The sequence below is a fragment of the Streptomyces sp. LS-MS-L19 genome (assembly GCF_058382285.1).
The window spans coordinates 2,301,006-2,317,818 of the sequence record NZ_JBYCLL010000001.1 but is presented as its reverse complement, the minus strand read 5'-3'; the positions used below and the strand labels follow the sequence as shown (position 1 = coordinate 2,317,818).

General features: G+C 70.7%; 16 protein-coding genes. 9 read left to right on the top strand and 7 right to left on the bottom strand.

Translation table 11 applies throughout. From position 1 onward, the window contains the following. Positions 1-46 precede the first annotated feature (46 nt). The 6 genes from AC2XR2_RS10225 to AC2XR2_RS10200 form a co-directional block, all read right to left on the bottom strand. The gene (locus AC2XR2_RS10225; protein ID WP_491514852.1) at positions 47-1,036 is read right to left on the bottom strand and encodes a zinc-dependent alcohol dehydrogenase family protein; all 990 of its coding nucleotides are present in this window, start codon (positions 1,034-1,036) and stop codon (positions 47-49) included. After that, complete coding sequence (locus AC2XR2_RS10220) at positions 1,033-1,875, bottom strand: carbohydrate ABC transporter permease (protein ID WP_356463270.1); 843 nt, start codon at positions 1,873-1,875, stop codon at positions 1,033-1,035. Before AC2XR2_RS10220 ends, AC2XR2_RS10225 begins: the two co-directional genes overlap by 4 nt. After that, entirely contained in the window at positions 1,872-2,810 is a 939-nt protein-coding gene (locus AC2XR2_RS10215; RefSeq protein ID WP_330267738.1) for a carbohydrate ABC transporter permease, read from the bottom strand. The genes AC2XR2_RS10220 and AC2XR2_RS10215 overlap by 4 nt, the downstream gene beginning before the upstream one ends. Continuing rightward, on the bottom strand, positions 2,807-4,177 hold the full coding sequence (locus tag AC2XR2_RS10210) for an ABC transporter substrate-binding protein (RefSeq protein ID WP_381298764.1): 1,371 nt from the start codon (positions 4,175-4,177) through the stop codon (positions 2,807-2,809). The genes AC2XR2_RS10215 and AC2XR2_RS10210 overlap by 4 nt, the downstream gene beginning before the upstream one ends. Before the next feature lie 77 nt (positions 4,178-4,254). Next, on the bottom strand, positions 4,255-5,022 hold the full coding sequence (locus AC2XR2_RS10205; RefSeq protein WP_449349420.1) for a DeoR/GlpR family DNA-binding transcription regulator: 768 nt from the start codon (positions 5,020-5,022) through the stop codon (positions 4,255-4,257). Positions 5,023-5,328: 306 nt separating this feature from the next. Then, positions 5,329-6,138, bottom strand: a complete 810-nt coding sequence (locus AC2XR2_RS10200; RefSeq protein ID WP_381298765.1) for an NAD-dependent epimerase/dehydratase family protein — start codon at positions 6,136-6,138, stop codon at positions 5,329-5,331. A 153-nt stretch (positions 6,139-6,291) separates the two neighbouring features. Between AC2XR2_RS10200 and AC2XR2_RS10195 the strand changes: the two genes are divergently transcribed. Together AC2XR2_RS10195 and AC2XR2_RS10190 are read left to right on the top strand one after the other, a co-directional pair. Continuing rightward, positions 6,292-7,236, top strand: a complete 945-nt coding sequence (locus AC2XR2_RS10195; protein WP_491514851.1) for a 5-dehydro-4-deoxyglucarate dehydratase — start codon at positions 6,292-6,294, stop codon at positions 7,234-7,236. Further along, entirely contained in the window at positions 7,233-8,393 is a 1,161-nt protein-coding gene (locus AC2XR2_RS10190; RefSeq protein ID WP_491514850.1) for a hypothetical protein, read from the top strand. Before AC2XR2_RS10195 ends, AC2XR2_RS10190 begins: the two co-directional genes overlap by 4 nt. On the opposite strand, the gene AC2XR2_RS10185 is transcribed toward AC2XR2_RS10190, so the two are convergent. Beyond that, positions 8,330-9,577: an MFS transporter gene (locus tag AC2XR2_RS10185; RefSeq protein WP_491514849.1), complete on the bottom strand. Its 1,248-nt coding sequence runs from the start codon at positions 9,575-9,577 to the stop codon at positions 8,330-8,332. The genes AC2XR2_RS10190 and AC2XR2_RS10185 overlap by 64 nt on opposite strands. 127 nt (positions 9,578-9,704) lie before the next feature. Here AC2XR2_RS10185 and AC2XR2_RS10180 point away from each other — a divergent pair, with 127 nt between their 5' ends. From AC2XR2_RS10180 to AC2XR2_RS10150, 7 genes are all read left to right on the top strand, one after another. After that, on the top strand, positions 9,705-10,289 hold the full coding sequence (locus AC2XR2_RS10180) for a TIGR03086 family metal-binding protein (RefSeq protein WP_381298769.1): 585 nt from the start codon (positions 9,705-9,707) through the stop codon (positions 10,287-10,289). Positions 10,290-10,582: 293 nt separating this feature from the next. Continuing rightward, positions 10,583-11,338: an MBL fold metallo-hydrolase gene (locus AC2XR2_RS10175; RefSeq protein ID WP_491514848.1), complete on the top strand. Its 756-nt coding sequence runs from the start codon at positions 10,583-10,585 to the stop codon at positions 11,336-11,338. Between the two features lie 158 nt (positions 11,339-11,496). After that, on the top strand, positions 11,497-12,153 hold the full coding sequence (locus tag AC2XR2_RS10170) for a GntR family transcriptional regulator (protein WP_381298770.1): 657 nt from the start codon (positions 11,497-11,499) through the stop codon (positions 12,151-12,153). Continuing rightward, positions 12,150-13,061, top strand: a complete 912-nt coding sequence (locus tag AC2XR2_RS10165; RefSeq protein WP_491514847.1) for a dihydrodipicolinate synthase family protein — start codon at positions 12,150-12,152, stop codon at positions 13,059-13,061. The genes AC2XR2_RS10170 and AC2XR2_RS10165 overlap by 4 nt, the downstream gene beginning before the upstream one ends. Continuing rightward, the gene (gene araD / locus AC2XR2_RS10160; RefSeq protein WP_491514846.1) at positions 13,058-14,791 is read left to right on the top strand and encodes an L-arabinonate dehydratase; all 1,734 of its coding nucleotides are present in this window, start codon (positions 13,058-13,060) and stop codon (positions 14,789-14,791) included. Before AC2XR2_RS10165 ends, araD begins: the two co-directional genes overlap by 4 nt. 171 nt (positions 14,792-14,962) lie before the next feature. After that, complete coding sequence (locus tag AC2XR2_RS10155) at positions 14,963-15,898, top strand: carbohydrate ABC transporter permease (RefSeq protein WP_381298773.1); 936 nt, start codon at positions 14,963-14,965, stop codon at positions 15,896-15,898. Continuing rightward, the gene (locus AC2XR2_RS10150) at positions 15,895-16,791 is read left to right on the top strand and encodes a carbohydrate ABC transporter permease (RefSeq protein ID WP_330267751.1); all 897 of its coding nucleotides are present in this window, start codon (positions 15,895-15,897) and stop codon (positions 16,789-16,791) included. Before AC2XR2_RS10155 ends, AC2XR2_RS10150 begins: the two co-directional genes overlap by 4 nt. Positions 16,792-16,813 lie beyond the last annotated feature (22 nt).

The window sequence follows — 16,813 nt, the reverse complement described above, 5'->3', positions numbered from 1 at the left end:
GACGGCGCTTTACCGTTCCCTTAATCTTCCACGGCACCCCACCGGCCTACGGCACCACCACGATCTTCCGGCCCACCCCCGCCGCGAACTGCTCCAGCGCCTCGGGATAGCGGTCCAGGGGCACGCGGTCGCTGATGAAGACGTCCGGGTCGAGGACCCCCGTCGCGAACAGCTCCGCCGCCCGCTCGAAGCTGTGCAGGACCGCCATGGAGCCGGTGATGGTGATCTCCTGGTTGTAGATGCGGTACGGGTCGATTGTCACGCGGGTCGCGTAGTCGGCCACCCCGAACTGGAGGAAGGTGCCCGCCTTGGCCACGCGGTCCAGGCCGTCCTGGATCGCCGCCGCGTTGCCGGTCGCGTCGATCACCAGGTCCCAGCCCTGCGAGCGGTCCAGTTCGTCCGGATCGGCGGCGGCCGCCGAGACGCCGAGCCCCCGGGCCGTCTCCAGACGGGTCGGGTTGACGTCCACCACGTCCACGCTCGCCGCGCCGGTCCGTTTGGCCAGCTCCAGCATCATCAGGCCCATCGTCCCCGAGCCGTAGATCAGGACATGCGCGCCGAGGCGGGACCGCAGGACGTCGTAACCCCGGACCGCGCAGGAGAGCGGCTCCACCAGCGCCGCGTCCTGGGTGCGGACGTGCTCGGGCAGCCGTACGCAATTGGCGACCGGCGCGACCGCGTACCGCGCCGCGCCTCCCGCGGTGGTCACGCCGATCGCGGCCCAGCGTTCGCAGAGGTTGTTGTGGCCCGTACGGCAGTAACGGCACTCGTGGCAGTACAGGGACGGGTCGACGGCCACCCGGTCGCCGACCGCGAGCTCGGTGACCCGGGTGCCGACCCCGACCACCTCGCCCGCGAACTCGTGGCCCGGCACGATCGGCAGCTTCGGGGCGAACTCGCCCTGGAGGATGTGCAGGTCGGTGCCGCACAGGCCGCACGCGGCGACCTCGACGACGACCTCGCGCGGGCCCGGCGTCGGGTCCGGGACCTCGGCGACGACGGCACGGCCCACGGACTCGATGACGGCGGCCTTCATTTCACGGCTCCCAGCGACAGGCCCTGGACCAGCTTGTCCTGGGCGGCGAACCCCGCGGCGAGCACCGGCAGGGAGATCACGAGCGACGCGGCGCACACCTTCGCCAGGAACAGGCCCTGGCTGGTGATGAAGCCGGTCAGGAAGACGGGGGCGGTCTCGGCGACCACGCCGGTGAGCACCCTCGCGAAGAGCAGTTCGTTCCAGCTGAAGATGAAGCAGATCAGGGCCGTGGCGGCGATGCCGGGCAGCGCGATCGGGGCCACCACGCGCGCGAGGATCGTCGGGAGGCGGGCGCCGTCCACGCGCGCGGCCTCGATCACCGCCACCGGGACCTCGGCGAGGAAGGACTGCATCATCCAGACCGCGATCGGCAGGTTCATCGACGTGTAGAGGATGACCAGCAGCCAGATGTTGTCGAGCATGTCGGTGTTCTTCGCGAACAGGTAGATCGGGAGCAGGCCCGCCACGACCGGCAGCATCTTCGTCGACAGGAAGAAGAACAGGACGTCCGTCCACTTGCGGACCCGGCGGATGGACAGCGCGTACGCCGCCGGGAGCGCCAGGACCAGGACGAAGAGGGTGGACGCCAGGGACGCGACCGTCGAGTTGATCAGCGCGGGCCAGGGGCTCGCGCCGCCGCCCGTGCCGAAGAACTCGCGGTAGCCGTCCAGGGTGAGGGCGGCGCCGAAGGAGGGCGGGTTGGTGGCCGCGTCCGCCTCCGAGTGGAAGGACGTCAGGGCCATCCAGGCGATGGGCAGGAAGAACGCGATGCCCAGCAGCCAAGCCAGCAGGCCGAGGCCGACGCCCTTGCGTTTCACGGCGATGGTGTTGCTGCTCATGCCCGGCCCGCCTCCTCACGGAACAGGGACGACACCACGCGCAGGGCGAAGGTCGCGATGATGATCGAGCCGATGACGACCAGGACGCCGGCCGCCGAGGCGAGACCGTTCTCGTGGGCCTGGTAGAAGCTCTGGTAGACGGTGTAGGGGAGGTTGGCGGTCCCGAGGCCGCCGGACGTGATCGTGAAGACCGCGTCGAAGTTCTGGACGATGTAGATCGAGCCCAGCAGGGCGCCCAGCTCCAGGTAGCGGCGCAGGTGCGGGAGCGTCAGATAGCGGAAGATCTGCCAGTCGCTCGCGCCGTCCACCCGCGCGGCCTCCAGCTGCTGCTGGTCGCGGCTCTGGAGACCGGCCAGCAGGATGAGCATCATGAACGGGGTCCACTGCCAGACCAGGGAGGCCTCGACCGCGAGCAGCGGGGTGTTGGAGATCCAGTCCGGCTGTGGGCCGCCCACATAGTGCAACAGCCCATTGAACAAGCCGTATTCAGGGTTGTAGAGCACATGCTTCCAGAGCAGGGCGGCCGCCACCGGGACCACCAGGAAGGGGGCGATCAGCAGGGTGCGGACCACGCCCCGGCCCTTGAACCGACGGTCCAGGAGCAGCGCCAGCACCAGCCCCAGTACCAGGCTGACCAGCACCACCGTCACCGTCAGCAGGACCGTCGTCCACACCGAGTGGCGCAGGTCCGCGTCGGTGAGGACCTCCTGGTAGTTGTCGACGCCGGTGAAGTGACGGGCCTTGGGATAGAGGGAGTTCCAGTCGAAGAAGGAGATCACCACCGTGGCCACGAACGGCAGTTGGGTGACCACGATCATGAAGACCAGGGCGGGGAGCAGGGGGGCCCGGGTGGCCCAGGCGCGCAGCCGGTTGGAGGGCTGGGGCGCGGTGCGTACGGTCGGAGCGGCCAGTGGGGCCGTGGTGGTCGCGGTCATCGTCCCTCGTACTCCTCGGAGATCTTCTCGGCGAGCTGCTGGGACTTCCTCAGGGCCGACTCGACGGACTGGCGTCCGGCGATGGCCGCGCTGATCTCCTGGGAGACCCTGGTGCCGAGATCGGTGAACTCGGGGATGCCGACGAACTGGATGCCGGGCGCGGGACGCGGCTGCACCCCGGGATCGTCCGGTCGCGCCTGCTCGATGGCCTCCTTGGTCATCTCCTGGAAGGCGGCGGCCGACTTGCGGTACGCCGGGTTCGTGTACGTCGAAGCGCGCTTGCCCGCCGGGACGTTGGACCAGCCGATCTCGTCGCCGACCAGCTGCTCGTACTGCTTGCTGGACGCCCAGGAGACGAACTTCCAGGCGTTGTCGGGGTTGCGGGAGGCGTTCTGGATGCCCCAGGCCCAGGTGTAGAGCCAGCCGGAGGACTCGGTCCGCTCGACGGGGGCGGGGGCGTAGCCGAGCTTGCCCCTGACCGGGGAGTCGGCCGCCTCCAGCAGACCGGCGGCGCTGGTGGCGTCGTACCACATGGCGACCTTGCCCTGGGTCATGTTGTTGAGGCACTCGGCGAAGCCGGACTGGGCGGCGCCGGACTCGCCGTGCTCGCGCACGAGGTCGACGTAGAACTTCGTCGCCTTCTCGAAGGCGGGGGAGTCCAGTTGTGCCTTCCAGCTCTTGTCGAACCAGGTGCCGCCGAAGGTGTTCACGACCGTGGTGAGCGGGGCCATGACCTCGCCCCAGCCGGGCAGTCCGCGCAGACAGATGCCCTTCATGCCGGACTCGGCCCCGTCCACCTTGGCGGCCAGGTCGGCGACCTGGGTCCAGGTGGGGTGGGCCGGCATGGTCAGGCCCTCCTTCGCGAAGACGTCCTTGCGGTACATCAGGAAGGACGACTCGCCGTAGAAGGGCTGGCCGTAGAGCTTGCCGTCGTCGCCGGTCAGCGACTGGCGCATCGGCTTCAGGACGTCCTGTTCGTCGTACGACGGGTCCTTGGCGACGTACGAGTCCATCTCGTGCAGCCAGCCGTTGCGGGCGTAGATGGGGATCTCGTAGTTGGACAGGGTCGCCACGTCGTACTGGCCGGCCTGGTTGGCGAAGTCCTGGCTGATCTTGTCGCGGACGTCGTTCTCGGGCAGGACGGTGAAGTTGACCTTGATGCCGGTCTCCTCGGTGAAGCGCGGGGCGAGCTTCTGGAGTTCCGTCATCTGGGAGTTGTTGACCATCAGGACGTTGACGGAGGTGCCGCCCGACCCCGTCCCGCCCGCTCCGACCCAGCAGCCGGAGAGCAGCGGGGCGAGCAGCGTCCCTGCGGCGGCCAGGGCGAGCGTGGCTCGCGGTGGCCGTCGTCGGCTCTGGGTTCGCATGGATCGCTCCTGCACATAGAGGGACATAAGGGGCACCACTTGGCGTGAGTGGCCCCATGAAGCAGTCAGTTTGAACGTCAGACCCTGATGACCTGCGGGCCCAGCAGGGAGTACCGGTGGGCCTCCGCCGAGGGCAGCAGCGTGCTGGTCACGATCGCCTCCAGCGCGCCGATCTCCGCGAACCGGCAGAAGCTGACCGCGCCGAACTTGGTGTGCACGCCCGCGAACACCGTGCGGCGCGCGGCCCGGATCGCCTGCGCCTTGACCTCGCTGACGGCCGGGTCGGGAGTGGTGAGGCCGTGTTCACGGGAGATGCCGTTGGCGCCGATGTAGGCGAGGTCGAGGACGAAACCGGCCAGCATCTTGGTCGTCCAGTGGTCGACGGTGGCGAGGGTGCCGGGCCGGACCCGGCCGCCGAGCAGCAGAACGGAGGTGTTCTCGGCCTCGGCGAGGGCGCCGGCGACCGGCAGGGACGCGGTGACCACGGTCAGCGGTCGGTCCCTGGGCAGGGCCTCGGCGATGAGCTGCGGGGTGAAGCCCTCGTCGACGAAGACCGTCTCGGCGTCCCCGAGCAGCTCGGCCGCGGCGGCCGCGACCCGGCGCTTCTCGGGGACGTGGCTGGTGGCGCGGAAGGCGAGCGTCGTCTCGAAACCGGCGCTCTCCACGGGGTAGGCGCCGCCGTGCGTACGGCGGACCAGGCCGTGTTCCTCGAGGGCGCGGAGGTCTCTTCGTACCGTTTCCTTGGCGACGCCGAGTTGGGTGGCGAGGGTGTTGACGTCGACGGCGCCGGTGGTGCGGGCGGTGCGGACGATGTGCCGCTGGCGTTCTTCCGCCGTGCCGGACATGGGGTCACCCGCTTTCCTTCGCCGTCTGCCCGTTCGGGCCGTATGGGTGAAGTTCTACAGCGGGTGGATGGCGGTGACCAGGTCTGTTACGTGGGGGATAGTGACCGCGTGTGCCCGTTCGGGCGGGGCGGGCCCACGAGCTCGGGTGGTGCGGTCGTACGGCGGCTGCGGGTTTGTTGTGGCTGGTCGCGCAGTTCCCCGCGCCCCTGGTTGTGCGCTGTCGCGCTACAACCGATGGCCCGCCGCCATGCCCGGATACGCCTGCGGGCGGGCCCGTTCGGTGCCCGCCCGCGCTCGTGGCCGGAATCAGTACGGCCAGATCGGTGGGTCCGTCACGAACTGGCCGCCCAGGTAGGCGTGGGCCTCGTTGCCGTCCTGGAGTTCGCCCTGGTCGGCGATGAGCTTCTCGGCGTAGGGCTCGGAGTCGTCCTGGGGGTCGTAGCCGAGGGCGCGGGCGGTGGTGAGGTCCCACCACAGGCGGGTGTTGGCCGAGGAGCCGTAGACCACGGTGTGGCCGACGTCCTCGGCGGTCAGGGCCGCGTGGAAGAGGCGGGCGCCGTCGGCGGGGCTCATCCACAGGGAGAGCATGCGCACGCTGGTCGGCTCGGGGAAGCAGGAGCCGATGCGGACGGAGACGGTCTCCAGACCGTGCTTGTCCCAGTAGAACTGCGCGAGGTCCTCGCCGAACGCCTTGGACAGGCCGTAGAAGGTGTCGGGGCGGCGCGGGGTGTCGATCGGGATCAGCGGGTCCTGGCCCTGGGGGCGCGGGGTGTAGCCGACCGCGTGGTTGGAGGAGGCGAAGACGATCCGGGAGACGCCCTCGGCGTGTGCCGCCTCGTACAGGTTGTAGGTGCCCTCGATGTTCGCCCTGAGGATCTTCTCGAAGGGGGCTTCCAGGGAGATGCCCGCGAGGTGGATGATCGCGTCGACACCGCGCACGGCCTCGCGCACCGCCTCCTTGTCGGCGAGGTCCGCGACGACCGCGTCCGGCTCGCCCTCGATCGGGCGCAGATCGAGCAGGCGCAGCTCGTAGCCGTACGCGGGCAGGAGGTCCCGCATCAGGGTTCCCAGGCCGCCGGCGGCGCCGGTGAGCAGGACGGTGCGGGGAGCGGGCATCCTCGGGTCTCCTTGGGTGGCCTTATGCGTGCACGGTATTCACATTCGTGGACAAGCTAGAGATCGTGTCTTGACGCCGTCAAGGGTAGCGCGCGGTGCGTTCATAAATATAAACTCTGATCAGTATTCTGCATGCCATTCTAGGGAGAGCCTGTGACGTCGTCCGCCGCCCTCGCCCATCGACTCGGCATCCCCAGCGGGCCGCTGTTCTTCCCCGTCACCGCCTACGGCCCGGACGGATCCGTCGACCTCGATGTGTATCGCGCCCACATACGCCAAGGCGTGGACGCGGGTGCCGCGGCCGTGTTCGCGTGCTGTGGCACCGGGGAGTTCCACGCGCTCACGCCCGAGGAGTTCCAGGACTGCGTCCGGGCGGCCGTGGCGGAGACGGCGGGGCGGGTACCGGTGGTCGCGGGCGCCGGATACGGCACCGCGCTCGCCGTGCGGTACGCGCGGCTGGCCGCGGAGGCCGGGGCCGACGGGCTGCTCGCCATGCCGCCCTACCTGGTGGTCGCCGGGCAGGAGGGGCTGCTGCGGCACTACCGGGAGGTGGCCGCCGCGACCGAGCTCCCGGTGATCGTCTACCAGCGCGACAACGCCGTGTTCACCCCCGAGACCGTCGTCGAGCTGGCCCGTACCGAGCGGATCATCGGCCTCAAGGACGGCCTCGGCGACCTGGACCTGATGCAGCGGACCGTCAGCGCGGTGCGCACCGAGGTCCCCGGCGACTTCCTCTACTTCAACGGCCTGCCGACCGCCGAGCAGACCCAGCTCGCCTACCAGGCCATCGGTGTCCCCCTGTACTCCTCGGCCGTCTTCTGCTTCGCCCCCGAGATCGCCCTCGCCTTCCACCGCGCCCTCGTCGACGGCGACCGGGCCACGGCCGGCCGCCTGCTCGACGGCTTCTACCGTCCCTTCGTCGAACTGCGCGCGCGTGGCCGCGGGTACGCCGTCTCCCTGGTGAAGGCCGGCGTCCGGATGCGCGGCCTCGACGTGGGGGAGGTCCGCCCGCCGCTGCACGAGCCGGGCGAGGATCATGTGAAGCAGCTCGCGGAGATCATCGAGCGCGGGTACGCGCTCCTGGAGGAGGCACAGTGAAGGCGTCGACGTTCGTCTACCCCTGGGACGTCAACGGGGACCCGGAGGCCGCGGCCCGCATCGCCGGGCTCGGCGTGCGCCAGGCGAGCCTCGCCGCCGCGTACCACTCCACGCGCGCGCTGACCCCCCGGCACCCCCGCCACCGCATCGTGACCGCCGAGCACGCGGCGGTGCTGTACCCGACGGACGCGCGCTGGGAGGGGCGCGAGCTGCGCCCGTACGCGGCCGGCGACTGGGCGCCGGGCGACGCCTTCGAAGAGGCCCGCGCCGAGCTCGCCGGGGCCGGTCTGGAGGTGCACACCTGGGTCGTCCTCGCACACAACTCCCGGATGGGCGCCGAGCATCCGAGCACCTCCGTCGTCAACGCCTACGGCGACCGCTACCCGTGGGCCCCCTGCATCGCCCAGCCCGCCACGCGCGCGTACCTCGTCGACCTCGCCGTGGAGGCGGCCGTCCGCCCCGGCGCGGCCGGCACCGAACTGGAGTCCCTCGGCTGGTACGGCCTCCAGCACCTGCACGCCCACGACAAGACCGGCGGGGTCCCGCTCGGCGACGCCGGCATGTACCTCATGGCGCTCTGCTTCTGCCCGAGCTGCCGCGAGGGGTACGGCGAACAGGGTGCCGATCCCGACGAGTTGGCGGCGACCGTGCGCACGGCCCTGGAACCGCTGTGGCAGGGGGCGCCGGACGACGGGGGCTGGACCGGGGTGCAGAAGCTCCTCGGCGACGAGCTCGCGGCGGCCACGCGTGCGTGGCGTGACGAGACCGCGCGCACGCTCCAGGAGACGGCGGTCCGGGCGGTCCGCGCGGCCGCTCCCGAGGGCTTCCAGATCCTGCTGCACGCCGACCCGGTGACCTACCACGTGGGCGCCAACCCGGGAGTCGACCCCCAGCACATCCTCTCCGTCGCGGACGGCGTCGTCGTGCCCTGCGCGGGCGGGCCGGGCCTGCTCACGCCGTTCGCCGAGACCCGGAAGGACGCCGTGATCGCCGCCAACTTCCCCGTCGTCGCGGAGATGGGCGGCAGCCCGGGCACCCTCGCGGCGGACGTGGCGCGGGCGAGCGAGCTCGGGGCGACCGAAGTCCGGCTGTATCACGCGGGGTTGGCGTCGGACGGCGACCTGGAGGCGATCCGCTCGGCGCTGGCCGGCCTCTGAAACAGCGGCACGGCCGTGGCCAGCCACAGCCCGCCCAGGACGGCGGACAGCGGCCGCTGGTCGACCAGTTCGACCAGGGCCGCGCCCACCGCGAGGCCGAGCACGTTCGGCGCGAACACCAGGGTGTTGGCCGTGGCGACGGTACGGCCCAGCAGCGCGTCCGGCGTCTCGCGCTGCACGGCGGTGAGCGCGGCGATCAGCACGCAGGGCAGGCCCGCGCCGATCGCCGCGCTGCACGCGAGGGCGAGCGGCTCGGAGGGGAGTGCCCGCAGCCCGGCGGCCACGGCGGTGACGGCGATGCCGTACCCGGCGAACCCGCGCCCGCCCAGACGCCGCAGCGCGGGCCCGGAGAACAGCCCCACCGCCACGGATCCGGCGCCCTGGACGGCGTACAGCGCACCGGCGTACGCGGGGGAGCGGCCGAGGGCGTCGATCACGGCGTAGAGCAGGGCGCCGTTGACCCCGGCGCAGAACATGGTGGTGCCGCCGGCCAGGACCAGGGGGCGGAGTGTGGGGTGGGCCCATATGTGGCGGGCGCCTTCTGTGAAAGGGGTGCGGTGGGAGGGCGCGGGTTCTTTCTCCGGGCCGGACGATGCGGATCCCTGCTCCCGGCCGGGTCCCGTCTCCCGGACGCGGAGTCCCGCGTACAGGCCCGCCGCCAGCACGAACGTGAGCGCGTCCAGGAGTGCCACGCCCGGGCCGCCGTGGAGCGCGTACAGGCCCGCGCCCGCCAGCGGGGCGACCACCTTCATGCCCTCCGTGATCGCCGTCCGCAGGCCGTTGAAGTCGCCGAGCAGGGACGGCGCGACCGCTCCGGCGACCAGGGCCGACTCCGCCGCGTCATGGACCACGCCCACGGCGCCGTAGACGAAGAGGATCGTGAGGATGACCGGGACCCGGCCGGTGAGGAGGATCGGCAGGAGGGCCGCCAGCAGGAGGTTGCCGCCGATCAGCAGGGGTTTGCGGCGGACCCGGTCGGCGAGGGCGCCGAGCAGCGGGCCCGCGAGGGTCGGTGCCCACATCGCGAGCATGCACAGCGCGGCCAGGCCGTCCGAGCCGGTGAGGTCCTTGACCCAGACCCCGGCGGCCAGCCACAGGGCCGAGGTGCCGAAGCCGGAGACGAGGACTCCGGCGAGATACAGCCTGGCGTTGCGGTCCCGGAGCACGGCCCATGTCGTCGTCATGGGGGGAAAGCGTGGGTCTAAGGCCCCGGGGGCGGGATGGGGCAGGTGCCCTAGATCTGTGAGCGATGAGTTTTCGCAGTGGGGCCGGTCCACCCTTCACGACATCGCGAACCCTGAGGAGTACCGCATGACCGTCCCGCCCCTGGACCTCGGACCGCAGACCCGCGTCATCGCCCTGCTGGCCGAGGGCGTCACCGACGAGCAGCTGGGGCACGCCACACCGTGTCCGGCGTACGCGGTGCGCCACATGCTGGGCCATCTGCTCGGTCTCTCCGCCGCCTTCCGCGACGCCGGCCGCAAGGACCTGGGTGCCACCACCGACACCCCGCCGACCGACTCCCTCCCGGACGCCGGCCCCGGCTGGCGCGAGGAGCTGCCCAAGGTCCTCGACGAACTCGCCGAGGCCTGGCGGGACCCGGCCGCCTGGACCGGGATGACCCGCGCGGGTGGCGTGGACCTGCCGGGCGAGATCGCCGCCGCCGTCGCGGTCGACGAACTCCTCGTCCACGGCTGGGACTTGGCCGTGGCCACCGGACGCCCGTACGACCCGGACCCGGCAGCGCTCCAGGCGTCGTACGACTTCCTGCGGGCCTCCGCCGAGGACCCGAGCCGGGACGCCATCTTCGGCCCGATCGTCCCGGTACCCGACAGCGCACCCCTCCTGGACAGGACGATCGGCCTGAGCGGACGGGACCCTGGCTGGACGCGCTGACGACACGTCGGCGGGCGGGCCGCTGGGCGGACGCGCCCTGACGGCACCTCGGTGGACCGGCGCCCTGCCGGGGCGCTTCGGCGGGCGAAACCCGAGGCGGACACTGATGGCACCGCGGCGGACCGGCCGTCCTGACGGCACTTCGGCGGGCGGAACCGGGGCGGCCGCCCCGACCGGCGTCCCGCGCCCTGGACACGAGCGCGGGGCCCGACGCCGTAGACGCCGGTACCACCGTGCCGTAGTCGGACAGAAAGCGGCGGCGGGCGGCGGGTCCGGACCGTACGCTCCCCACCATGCCGCCCCTCAGCCTCACCGTCCTCGGTACCGCCTCCCCGCACCCGGCACCCGGCCGCCCCTGCTCCGGCTATCTGCTGCGCGGCGGCGGCGCCGAGATATGGGTGGACGCCGGACCCGGCACCTTCGCGGAGTTGCAGCGGCACACGAACCCCTCCCGGCTCACGGCGATCTGGATCTCCCATCTGCACGCCGACCACACCGCCGATCTCCTCGCCGCCGTCTACGCCTTCGCGTACGGCGGCCTCACCCCGCCCGCCCCGATCCCGGTCTACGCCCCACCCGGCGCCGCCCACCGGCTCGCCGGGTTCTTCGGGCGGTCCGACACCCGGTTCCTCAGCGGTGTCCTCGACTTCCAGCCCCTGTACGACGGCCACGAGGTCCGGCACTGGAACCTGAGGCTCGTCTCCCGGGCCGTCGTCCACGACGCCGAGGCGTACGGGCTGCGCGCCGAGTGCGCCGGACGGGTCCTCGCGTACTCGGGGGACAGCGGACCCTGCGCCGCCCTCGTCGAACTCGCCGCGGAATCGGACGTGTTCCTGTGCGAGGCCGACATCGACCGGCATCGCGAAGGCGAACAGGTCCACCTGACCCCGGAGGACGCCGGTGACATCGCCCGCAAGGCAGGGGTCCGCGAGCTGATCGTCACCCATGTAGGACCCACCCTCACCAGGGACTTGGCGACCGCCAGGGCTGCCGTCGCCTTCGCCGGACGCACCTCCACCGCCTTCGAGGGCGCCACCCGGCTCGTCTGACGCGTCTTCACCGCAACTTCAACTTCCTTTGCCGGAAGCATTGACGAAACATCACCACCCTCCTACCTTCAACGCGTCGTACTTCGTACGTCATATATGAGACGCGATACGCGAGATCAGATACACACGATCCGATACGCGAGATCCGAGAGGCGCGCATGACCTCTGTGCCCACGCCGATCCCCTCCCGCACGCAGTACGTGCTGGAGGAGATCAAACGCCGCATCCTCACCGGGCGCCTGACGCCTGGTCAGGCCCTGGTGGAGACCGAACTCGCCGCACAGTTCGGGGTGTCCAAGACCCCGGTGCGCGAGGCGCTCAAGACCCTGGCCGGGACCGGGCTCGTCGTGATGAGCCAGTACAAGGGCGTCACGGTGCGCATGGTGGACGCGGACATGGCGCGCGAGGTCTACGACGTCCGCCTGCTCCTCGAACCCGAGGCGCTCAAGCGGGCGGTGCGCCGCGGCGCGTCGCTGGACGCCGCGCGGGACGCCCTCACGCGGGCCGACGACGCCACCGACACCGCCGAACGCTCCCTCGCCAACCGGGAGTTCCACCGCGCTCTCTACCTGCCCTGCGGCAATCCGCTGCTCGGCCGGATGCTCGACGAGGTCCGCGACCAGGCCGCCCTGGTCTCCGCCGTCGCCTGGGCGGCCTCGCCGTCCTGGGAGCGGGAGGCCGGCGAGCACCGGGAGATCCTGCGGCTCGCCCTGGCGGGCGACGCGGACGGTGCGGGCCGCGCCCTGCACGCCCACATCGCGTCCTTCGTCGAACGAGCGTTCCCCGGAGTGCTGGACCAGGAAGGCCAGGAATGAGCAGCGAGACATTCGAGACCCAGCGGGCGGCCCTGGCCGACGTGGTGGCGATCCCGGTGACACCGTTCGCCGAGGACGGCACCGTCGACCAGGACACCCACCGGGCCCTGCTGCGCCGGCTGCTCGACGGAGGCGTCACCACCCTCACCCCCAACGGCAACACCGGCGAGTTCTACGCCCTCGCGCCCGAGGAGCGCCGCCTGGTCACGGAGCTGACCGTCGACGAGGCCGGCGACCGGGCCGACATCCTGGTCGGCGTCGGGCACGACGTGCCCACCGCGGTCGCCTCCGCCCGACACGCCCGGGAGCTCGGCGCGGGCATGGTCATGGTCCACCAGCCGGTCCACCCTTACGTCTCGCAGAGCGGCTGGGTCGACTACCACCGCGCGATCGCCGAGGCCGTCCCGGAGCTGGGCGTGGTGCCCTACATCCGCAACGCCCAGCTCAGCGGGGAGCGCCTCGCCGAACTCGCCGACGTATGCCCGAACGTCATCGGGGTGAAGTACGCCGTCCCGGACGCGGCCAAGTTCGCCGCCTTCGCCCGGGACGCGGGACTGGAACGCTTCGTGTGGGTCGCCGGACTCGCCGAGCCCTACGCCCCCTCGTACTTCTCGGCGGGCGCCACCGGCTTCACCTCGGGACTGGTGAACGTCTCCCCGGCCGTCTCGCTGAACATGATCGAAGCGCTTCGATCCGGCGACTACCCGGCCGCCATGAAGGTCTGGGAGCAGATCCGCCGCTTCGAGGAGCTCCGCGCCGCGAACGGCTCCGCCAACAACGTCACCGTCGTCAAGGAGGCCCTCGCCTCCCTGGGCCTGTGCCGCCGTGACGTGCGGCCGCCGAGCCGGGTGCTGCCCGAGTCCGAGCGTGCCGAGGTCGCCGGAATAGCCGCGGGGTGGTCGATATGACCAGGGAGCGCATGAGCCCGGAGGAACTGCGCAGCCACCAGTGGTACGGCACCGAGGGCCAGTTGCGCACCTGGTCGCACAACGCCCGGATGCGGCAGCTCGGTTACGAGGCCGAGGAGTACCGGGGCCGCCCGGTGATCGCCGTCCTCAACACCTGGTCCGACATCAACCCCTGCCACGTCCATCTGCGCGAGCGCGCCGAGGCGGTCAAGCGGGGGGTGTGGCAGGCGGGCGGCTTCCCGCTGGAGTTCCCGGTCGCCACCCTCTCGGAGACCTACCAGAAGCCCACCCCGATGCTCTACCGCAACCTCCTCGCCATGGAGACCGAGGAGCTGCTGCGGTCGTACCCGATCGACGCGGCGGTGCTGCTCGGCGGCTGCGACAAGTCGACTCCGGCGCTGCTCATGGGCGCGACCTCGGCGGACGTGGCCTCGATCTTCGTGCCCGCCGGGCCGATGCTGCCGGGTCACTGGCGCGGGGAGACCCTCGGGTCCGGCACCGACATGTGGAAGTACTGGGACGAGCACCGCGCGGGCAACCTGACCGACTGCGAACTGCGGGAGTTGCAGGGCGGGTTGGCGCGTTCTCCGGGGCACTGCATGACCATGGGGACCGCGTCCACCATGACCGCGGCCGCCGAATCCCTTGGCATGACCCTGCCGGGTGCGTCCTCGATCCCGGCCGTCGACTCCGCGCACGAGCGGATGGCGGCCGCCTCCGGACGCCGGGCCGTGGAGCTCGCCTGGACCGGGCTCAAGCCGTCCGACATCCTCACCCGGGACGCCTTCGAGGACGCCGTCACCACGGTGCTCGGGCTCGGCGGCTCCACCAACGCGGTCATCCACCTGATCGCCATGGCCGGCCGGGCGGGCATCGAGCTCACCCTGGACGACTTCGACCGCATCGCCCGCACGGTCCCGGTCCTGGCGAACGTACGGCCCGGCGGACAGACGTACCTCATGGAGGACTTCTACTTCGCCGGCGGCCTGCCCGCCTTCCTCTCCAGGATCAGCGACCTGCTCCACCTGGACCGGCCGACCGTCAACGGCACCCTGGGCGAGCAGATCGAGGGCGCCGAGGTGCACGACGACGACGTCATCCGCACCCGCAACAACCCGGTGGCGAGCGAGGGCGGGGTCGCCGTCCTGCGCGGCAACCTCTGCCCGGACGGTGCCGTCATCAAGCACATCTCCGCCGAGCCCCACCTGCTCAAGCACACCGGCACCGCGGTCGTCTTCGACGACTACAAGTCCATGCAACGCACCATCAACGACCCGGGGTTGGGCATCACCGCGGACAGTGTCCTGGTGCTGCGCAACGCCGGCCCCAAGGGCGGCCCCGGCATGCCCGAGTACGGCATGCTCCCGATCCCCGACCACCTGCTCAAGCAGGGCGTGCGCGACATGGTCCGTATCTCCGACGCCCGCATGAGCGGCACGAGTTACGGCACGTGTGTGCTCCATGTGGCCCCGGAGTCGTACGTCGGAGGCCCGTTGTCCCTCGTCCGCACCGGCGACTCGATCACCCTGGACGTCGAAGCACGATCCCTCCAACTCAACGTGGACGACGAGGAGTTGGAGAACCGCCGTAAGGACTGGACGCCTCCGCCCACCCGCTACGAACGAGGCTACGGCGCCCTCTACAACGACCAGATCACCCAGGCGAACACAGGCTGCGATTTCGAGTTCCTGGCCAGGCAAGGCAAGGTCCCAGACCCCTACGCCGGTTGACGAGTCTTCCCCAGGGGGCGGGGCTGTATCGACATGCGGCTCCGCCGCGTGGGCGCGACCAGCCCCATCGCACCCGCACCCGCCACGCAACCCCTGGTGGCACCCCACGCACTGCGAGAAAGCGCTTACCGCACCACGAAAGCAAGCCGTACCGAGAACGGAGACCCTGTCATGGCCCAAGCCGCAGCCGTGGCGAAACCGCCCGCGCCACCCCGGCGACGCCGTGCCTCCGCCACGCCGCGCAGGCTGCCGTACCTGCTGATCGCGCCGGCCGCCCTGCTGATGCTGGGCTTCATCGCCTACCCGGTCATCAGCGTCTTCTACTACAGCCTCCAGAACTACAACCCCACCAAGCCGTGGCGGAACGGGTACGCGGGCTTCGACAACTTCGTCCAGATCTTCACCAAGGACCCGCAGTTCTGGGACACGCTGATCTTCAGCGCCAAGTGGGTCGTCGTCGAGGTCGGACTCCAGCTGCTGTTCGGTCTGGCGCTCGCGCTGATCGTCAACCAGACCTTCGTGGGCCGGGGGTTGGGGCGCGCGCTCGTCTTCTCCCCGTGGGCCGTGTCCGGGGTACTGACCTCCGCGATCTGGGTGCTGCTCTACAACTCCCAGACGGGCATCACCCGTTACCTCGCCGACATGGGCATCGGCTCCTACGGCACCAGCTGGCTGTCGGACACCTCCACCGTGTTCTCGGCGGCGGTGGTCGCCGACCTGTGGCGCGGGGTGCCCTTCTTCGCGATCCTCATCCTCGCCGACCTCCAGTCCGTCTCGAGGGACCTGTACGAGGCCGCCGAGGTCGACGGGGCCAGCAAGATCAAGCAGTTCTGGCACATCACGCTGCCGCACCTCAAGGACGCGATCATCCTGTCCACGCTGCTGCGCGCGGTGTGGGAGTTCAACAACGTCGACCTGCTCTACACGCTGACCGGCGGCGGGCCCGCGGGGGAGACCACGACCCTGCCCCTCTACATCGCCAACACCAGCGTCGACGCCCACAACTTCGGCTACGCGTCCGCCCTGACCACGGTCGCGTTCGTGATCCTGCTCTTCTGCTCGATGGTCTATCTGCGGCTGAGCAAGTTCGGAGGCGGTTCCAAGTGATCACCAAGGAGGCCACGAAGGTCGCGCCCGCGCCCGTGCCGGAGACCCCCGAGGCGACCCGTCCGGTCAAGCACCGCCGCGCCTGGGACGAGGCACCCCGCTGGCAGATCTACACACCGCTGTCGATCTACCTCGTCTTCACCCTGATCCCGTTCTACTGGATCCTGCTGTTCGCGCTGCGCCCGGCCGGCTCCACCTCGCTGGTGCCCTGGCCGATCACCTTCGACCACTTCGAGAAGGTGTGGACCCAGCGGTCCTTCGGCACGTACTTCGAGAACAGTGTGTACGTCGGTCTCGCCACCCTGGTGATGACGACGCTGGTCGCCCTGGCCGGCGGCTACGCCCTCGCCCGGTTCGACTTCAAGATCAAGAACGCGTTCATGCTGGCGCTGCTGTGCTCGCAGTTCGTGCCGGGCGCGCTGCTCCTGGTGCCGCTGTTCGAGATCTTCGCCGAGCTGAAGATGATCAACTCGCTGGGCAGCGTCATCATCGCCGAGACGGTGTTCCAGCTGCCGCTGTCGATGATCCTGATCAGCAACTTCATCAAGAACGTGCCGTACTCCCTGGAGGAGGCGGCCTGGGTCGACGGCTGCAACCGGATGACGGCGTTCAGGATCGTCGTACTCCCGCTGCTGCGCCCGGGGTTGATCGCGGTGGGCTCCTTCGCCTTCGTGCACTCCTGGAACCACTTCCTGTTCGCCCTGATGTTCCTCAACAACCAGGACAAGCAGACGATTCCGGTCGGTCTCAACACCCTGATGAGCGCGGACAGCGTCGACCTCGGCGCGCTGGCCGCGGGCGGCATCATCGCGGCGGTCCCCGTGGTGATCGTGTTCGCCTTCATCCAGAAGTGGCTGATCACGGGCTTCAGCGCGGGGGCGGTGAAGGGATGAGACTCCGTCGGATCGCAGCGGG

Excerpts from the sequence above, each read along its gene's own strand:
- AC2XR2_RS10170 (WP_381298770.1), top strand. The coding sequence starts at position 11,497 with ATGACCTCTGTGCCCACGCCGATCCCCTCCCGCACGCAGTACGTGCTG.
- AC2XR2_RS10200 (WP_381298765.1), bottom strand. The coding sequence starts at position 6,138 with ATGCCCGCTCCCCGCACCGTCCTGCTCACCGGCGCCGCCGGCGGCCTG.
- AC2XR2_RS10215 (WP_330267738.1), bottom strand. The coding sequence starts at position 2,810 with ATGACCGCGACCACCACGGCCCCACTGGCCGCTCCGACCGTACGCACC.
- AC2XR2_RS10185 (WP_491514849.1), bottom strand. The coding sequence starts at position 9,577 with ATGACGACGACATGGGCCGTGCTCCGGGACCGCAACGCCAGGCTGTAT.
- araD (WP_491514846.1), top strand. The coding sequence starts at position 13,058 with ATGACCAGGGAGCGCATGAGCCCGGAGGAACTGCGCAGCCACCAGTGG.
- AC2XR2_RS10210 (WP_381298764.1), bottom strand. The coding sequence starts at position 4,177 with ATGCGAACCCAGAGCCGACGACGGCCACCGCGAGCCACGCTCGCCCTG.
- AC2XR2_RS10225 (WP_491514852.1), bottom strand. The coding sequence starts at position 1,036 with ATGAAGGCCGCCGTCATCGAGTCCGTGGGCCGTGCCGTCGTCGCCGAG.
- AC2XR2_RS10155 (WP_381298773.1), top strand. The coding sequence starts at position 14,963 with ATGGCCCAAGCCGCAGCCGTGGCGAAACCGCCCGCGCCACCCCGGCGA.
- AC2XR2_RS10205 (WP_449349420.1), bottom strand. The coding sequence starts at position 5,022 with ATGTCCGGCACGGCGGAAGAACGCCAGCGGCACATCGTCCGCACCGCC.
- AC2XR2_RS10175 (WP_491514848.1), top strand. The coding sequence starts at position 10,583 with ATGCCGCCCCTCAGCCTCACCGTCCTCGGTACCGCCTCCCCGCACCCG.
- AC2XR2_RS10165 (WP_491514847.1), top strand. The coding sequence starts at position 12,150 with ATGAGCAGCGAGACATTCGAGACCCAGCGGGCGGCCCTGGCCGACGTG.
- AC2XR2_RS10180 (WP_381298769.1), top strand. The coding sequence starts at position 9,705 with ATGACCGTCCCGCCCCTGGACCTCGGACCGCAGACCCGCGTCATCGCC.
- AC2XR2_RS10220 (WP_356463270.1), bottom strand. The coding sequence starts at position 1,875 with ATGAGCAGCAACACCATCGCCGTGAAACGCAAGGGCGTCGGCCTCGGC.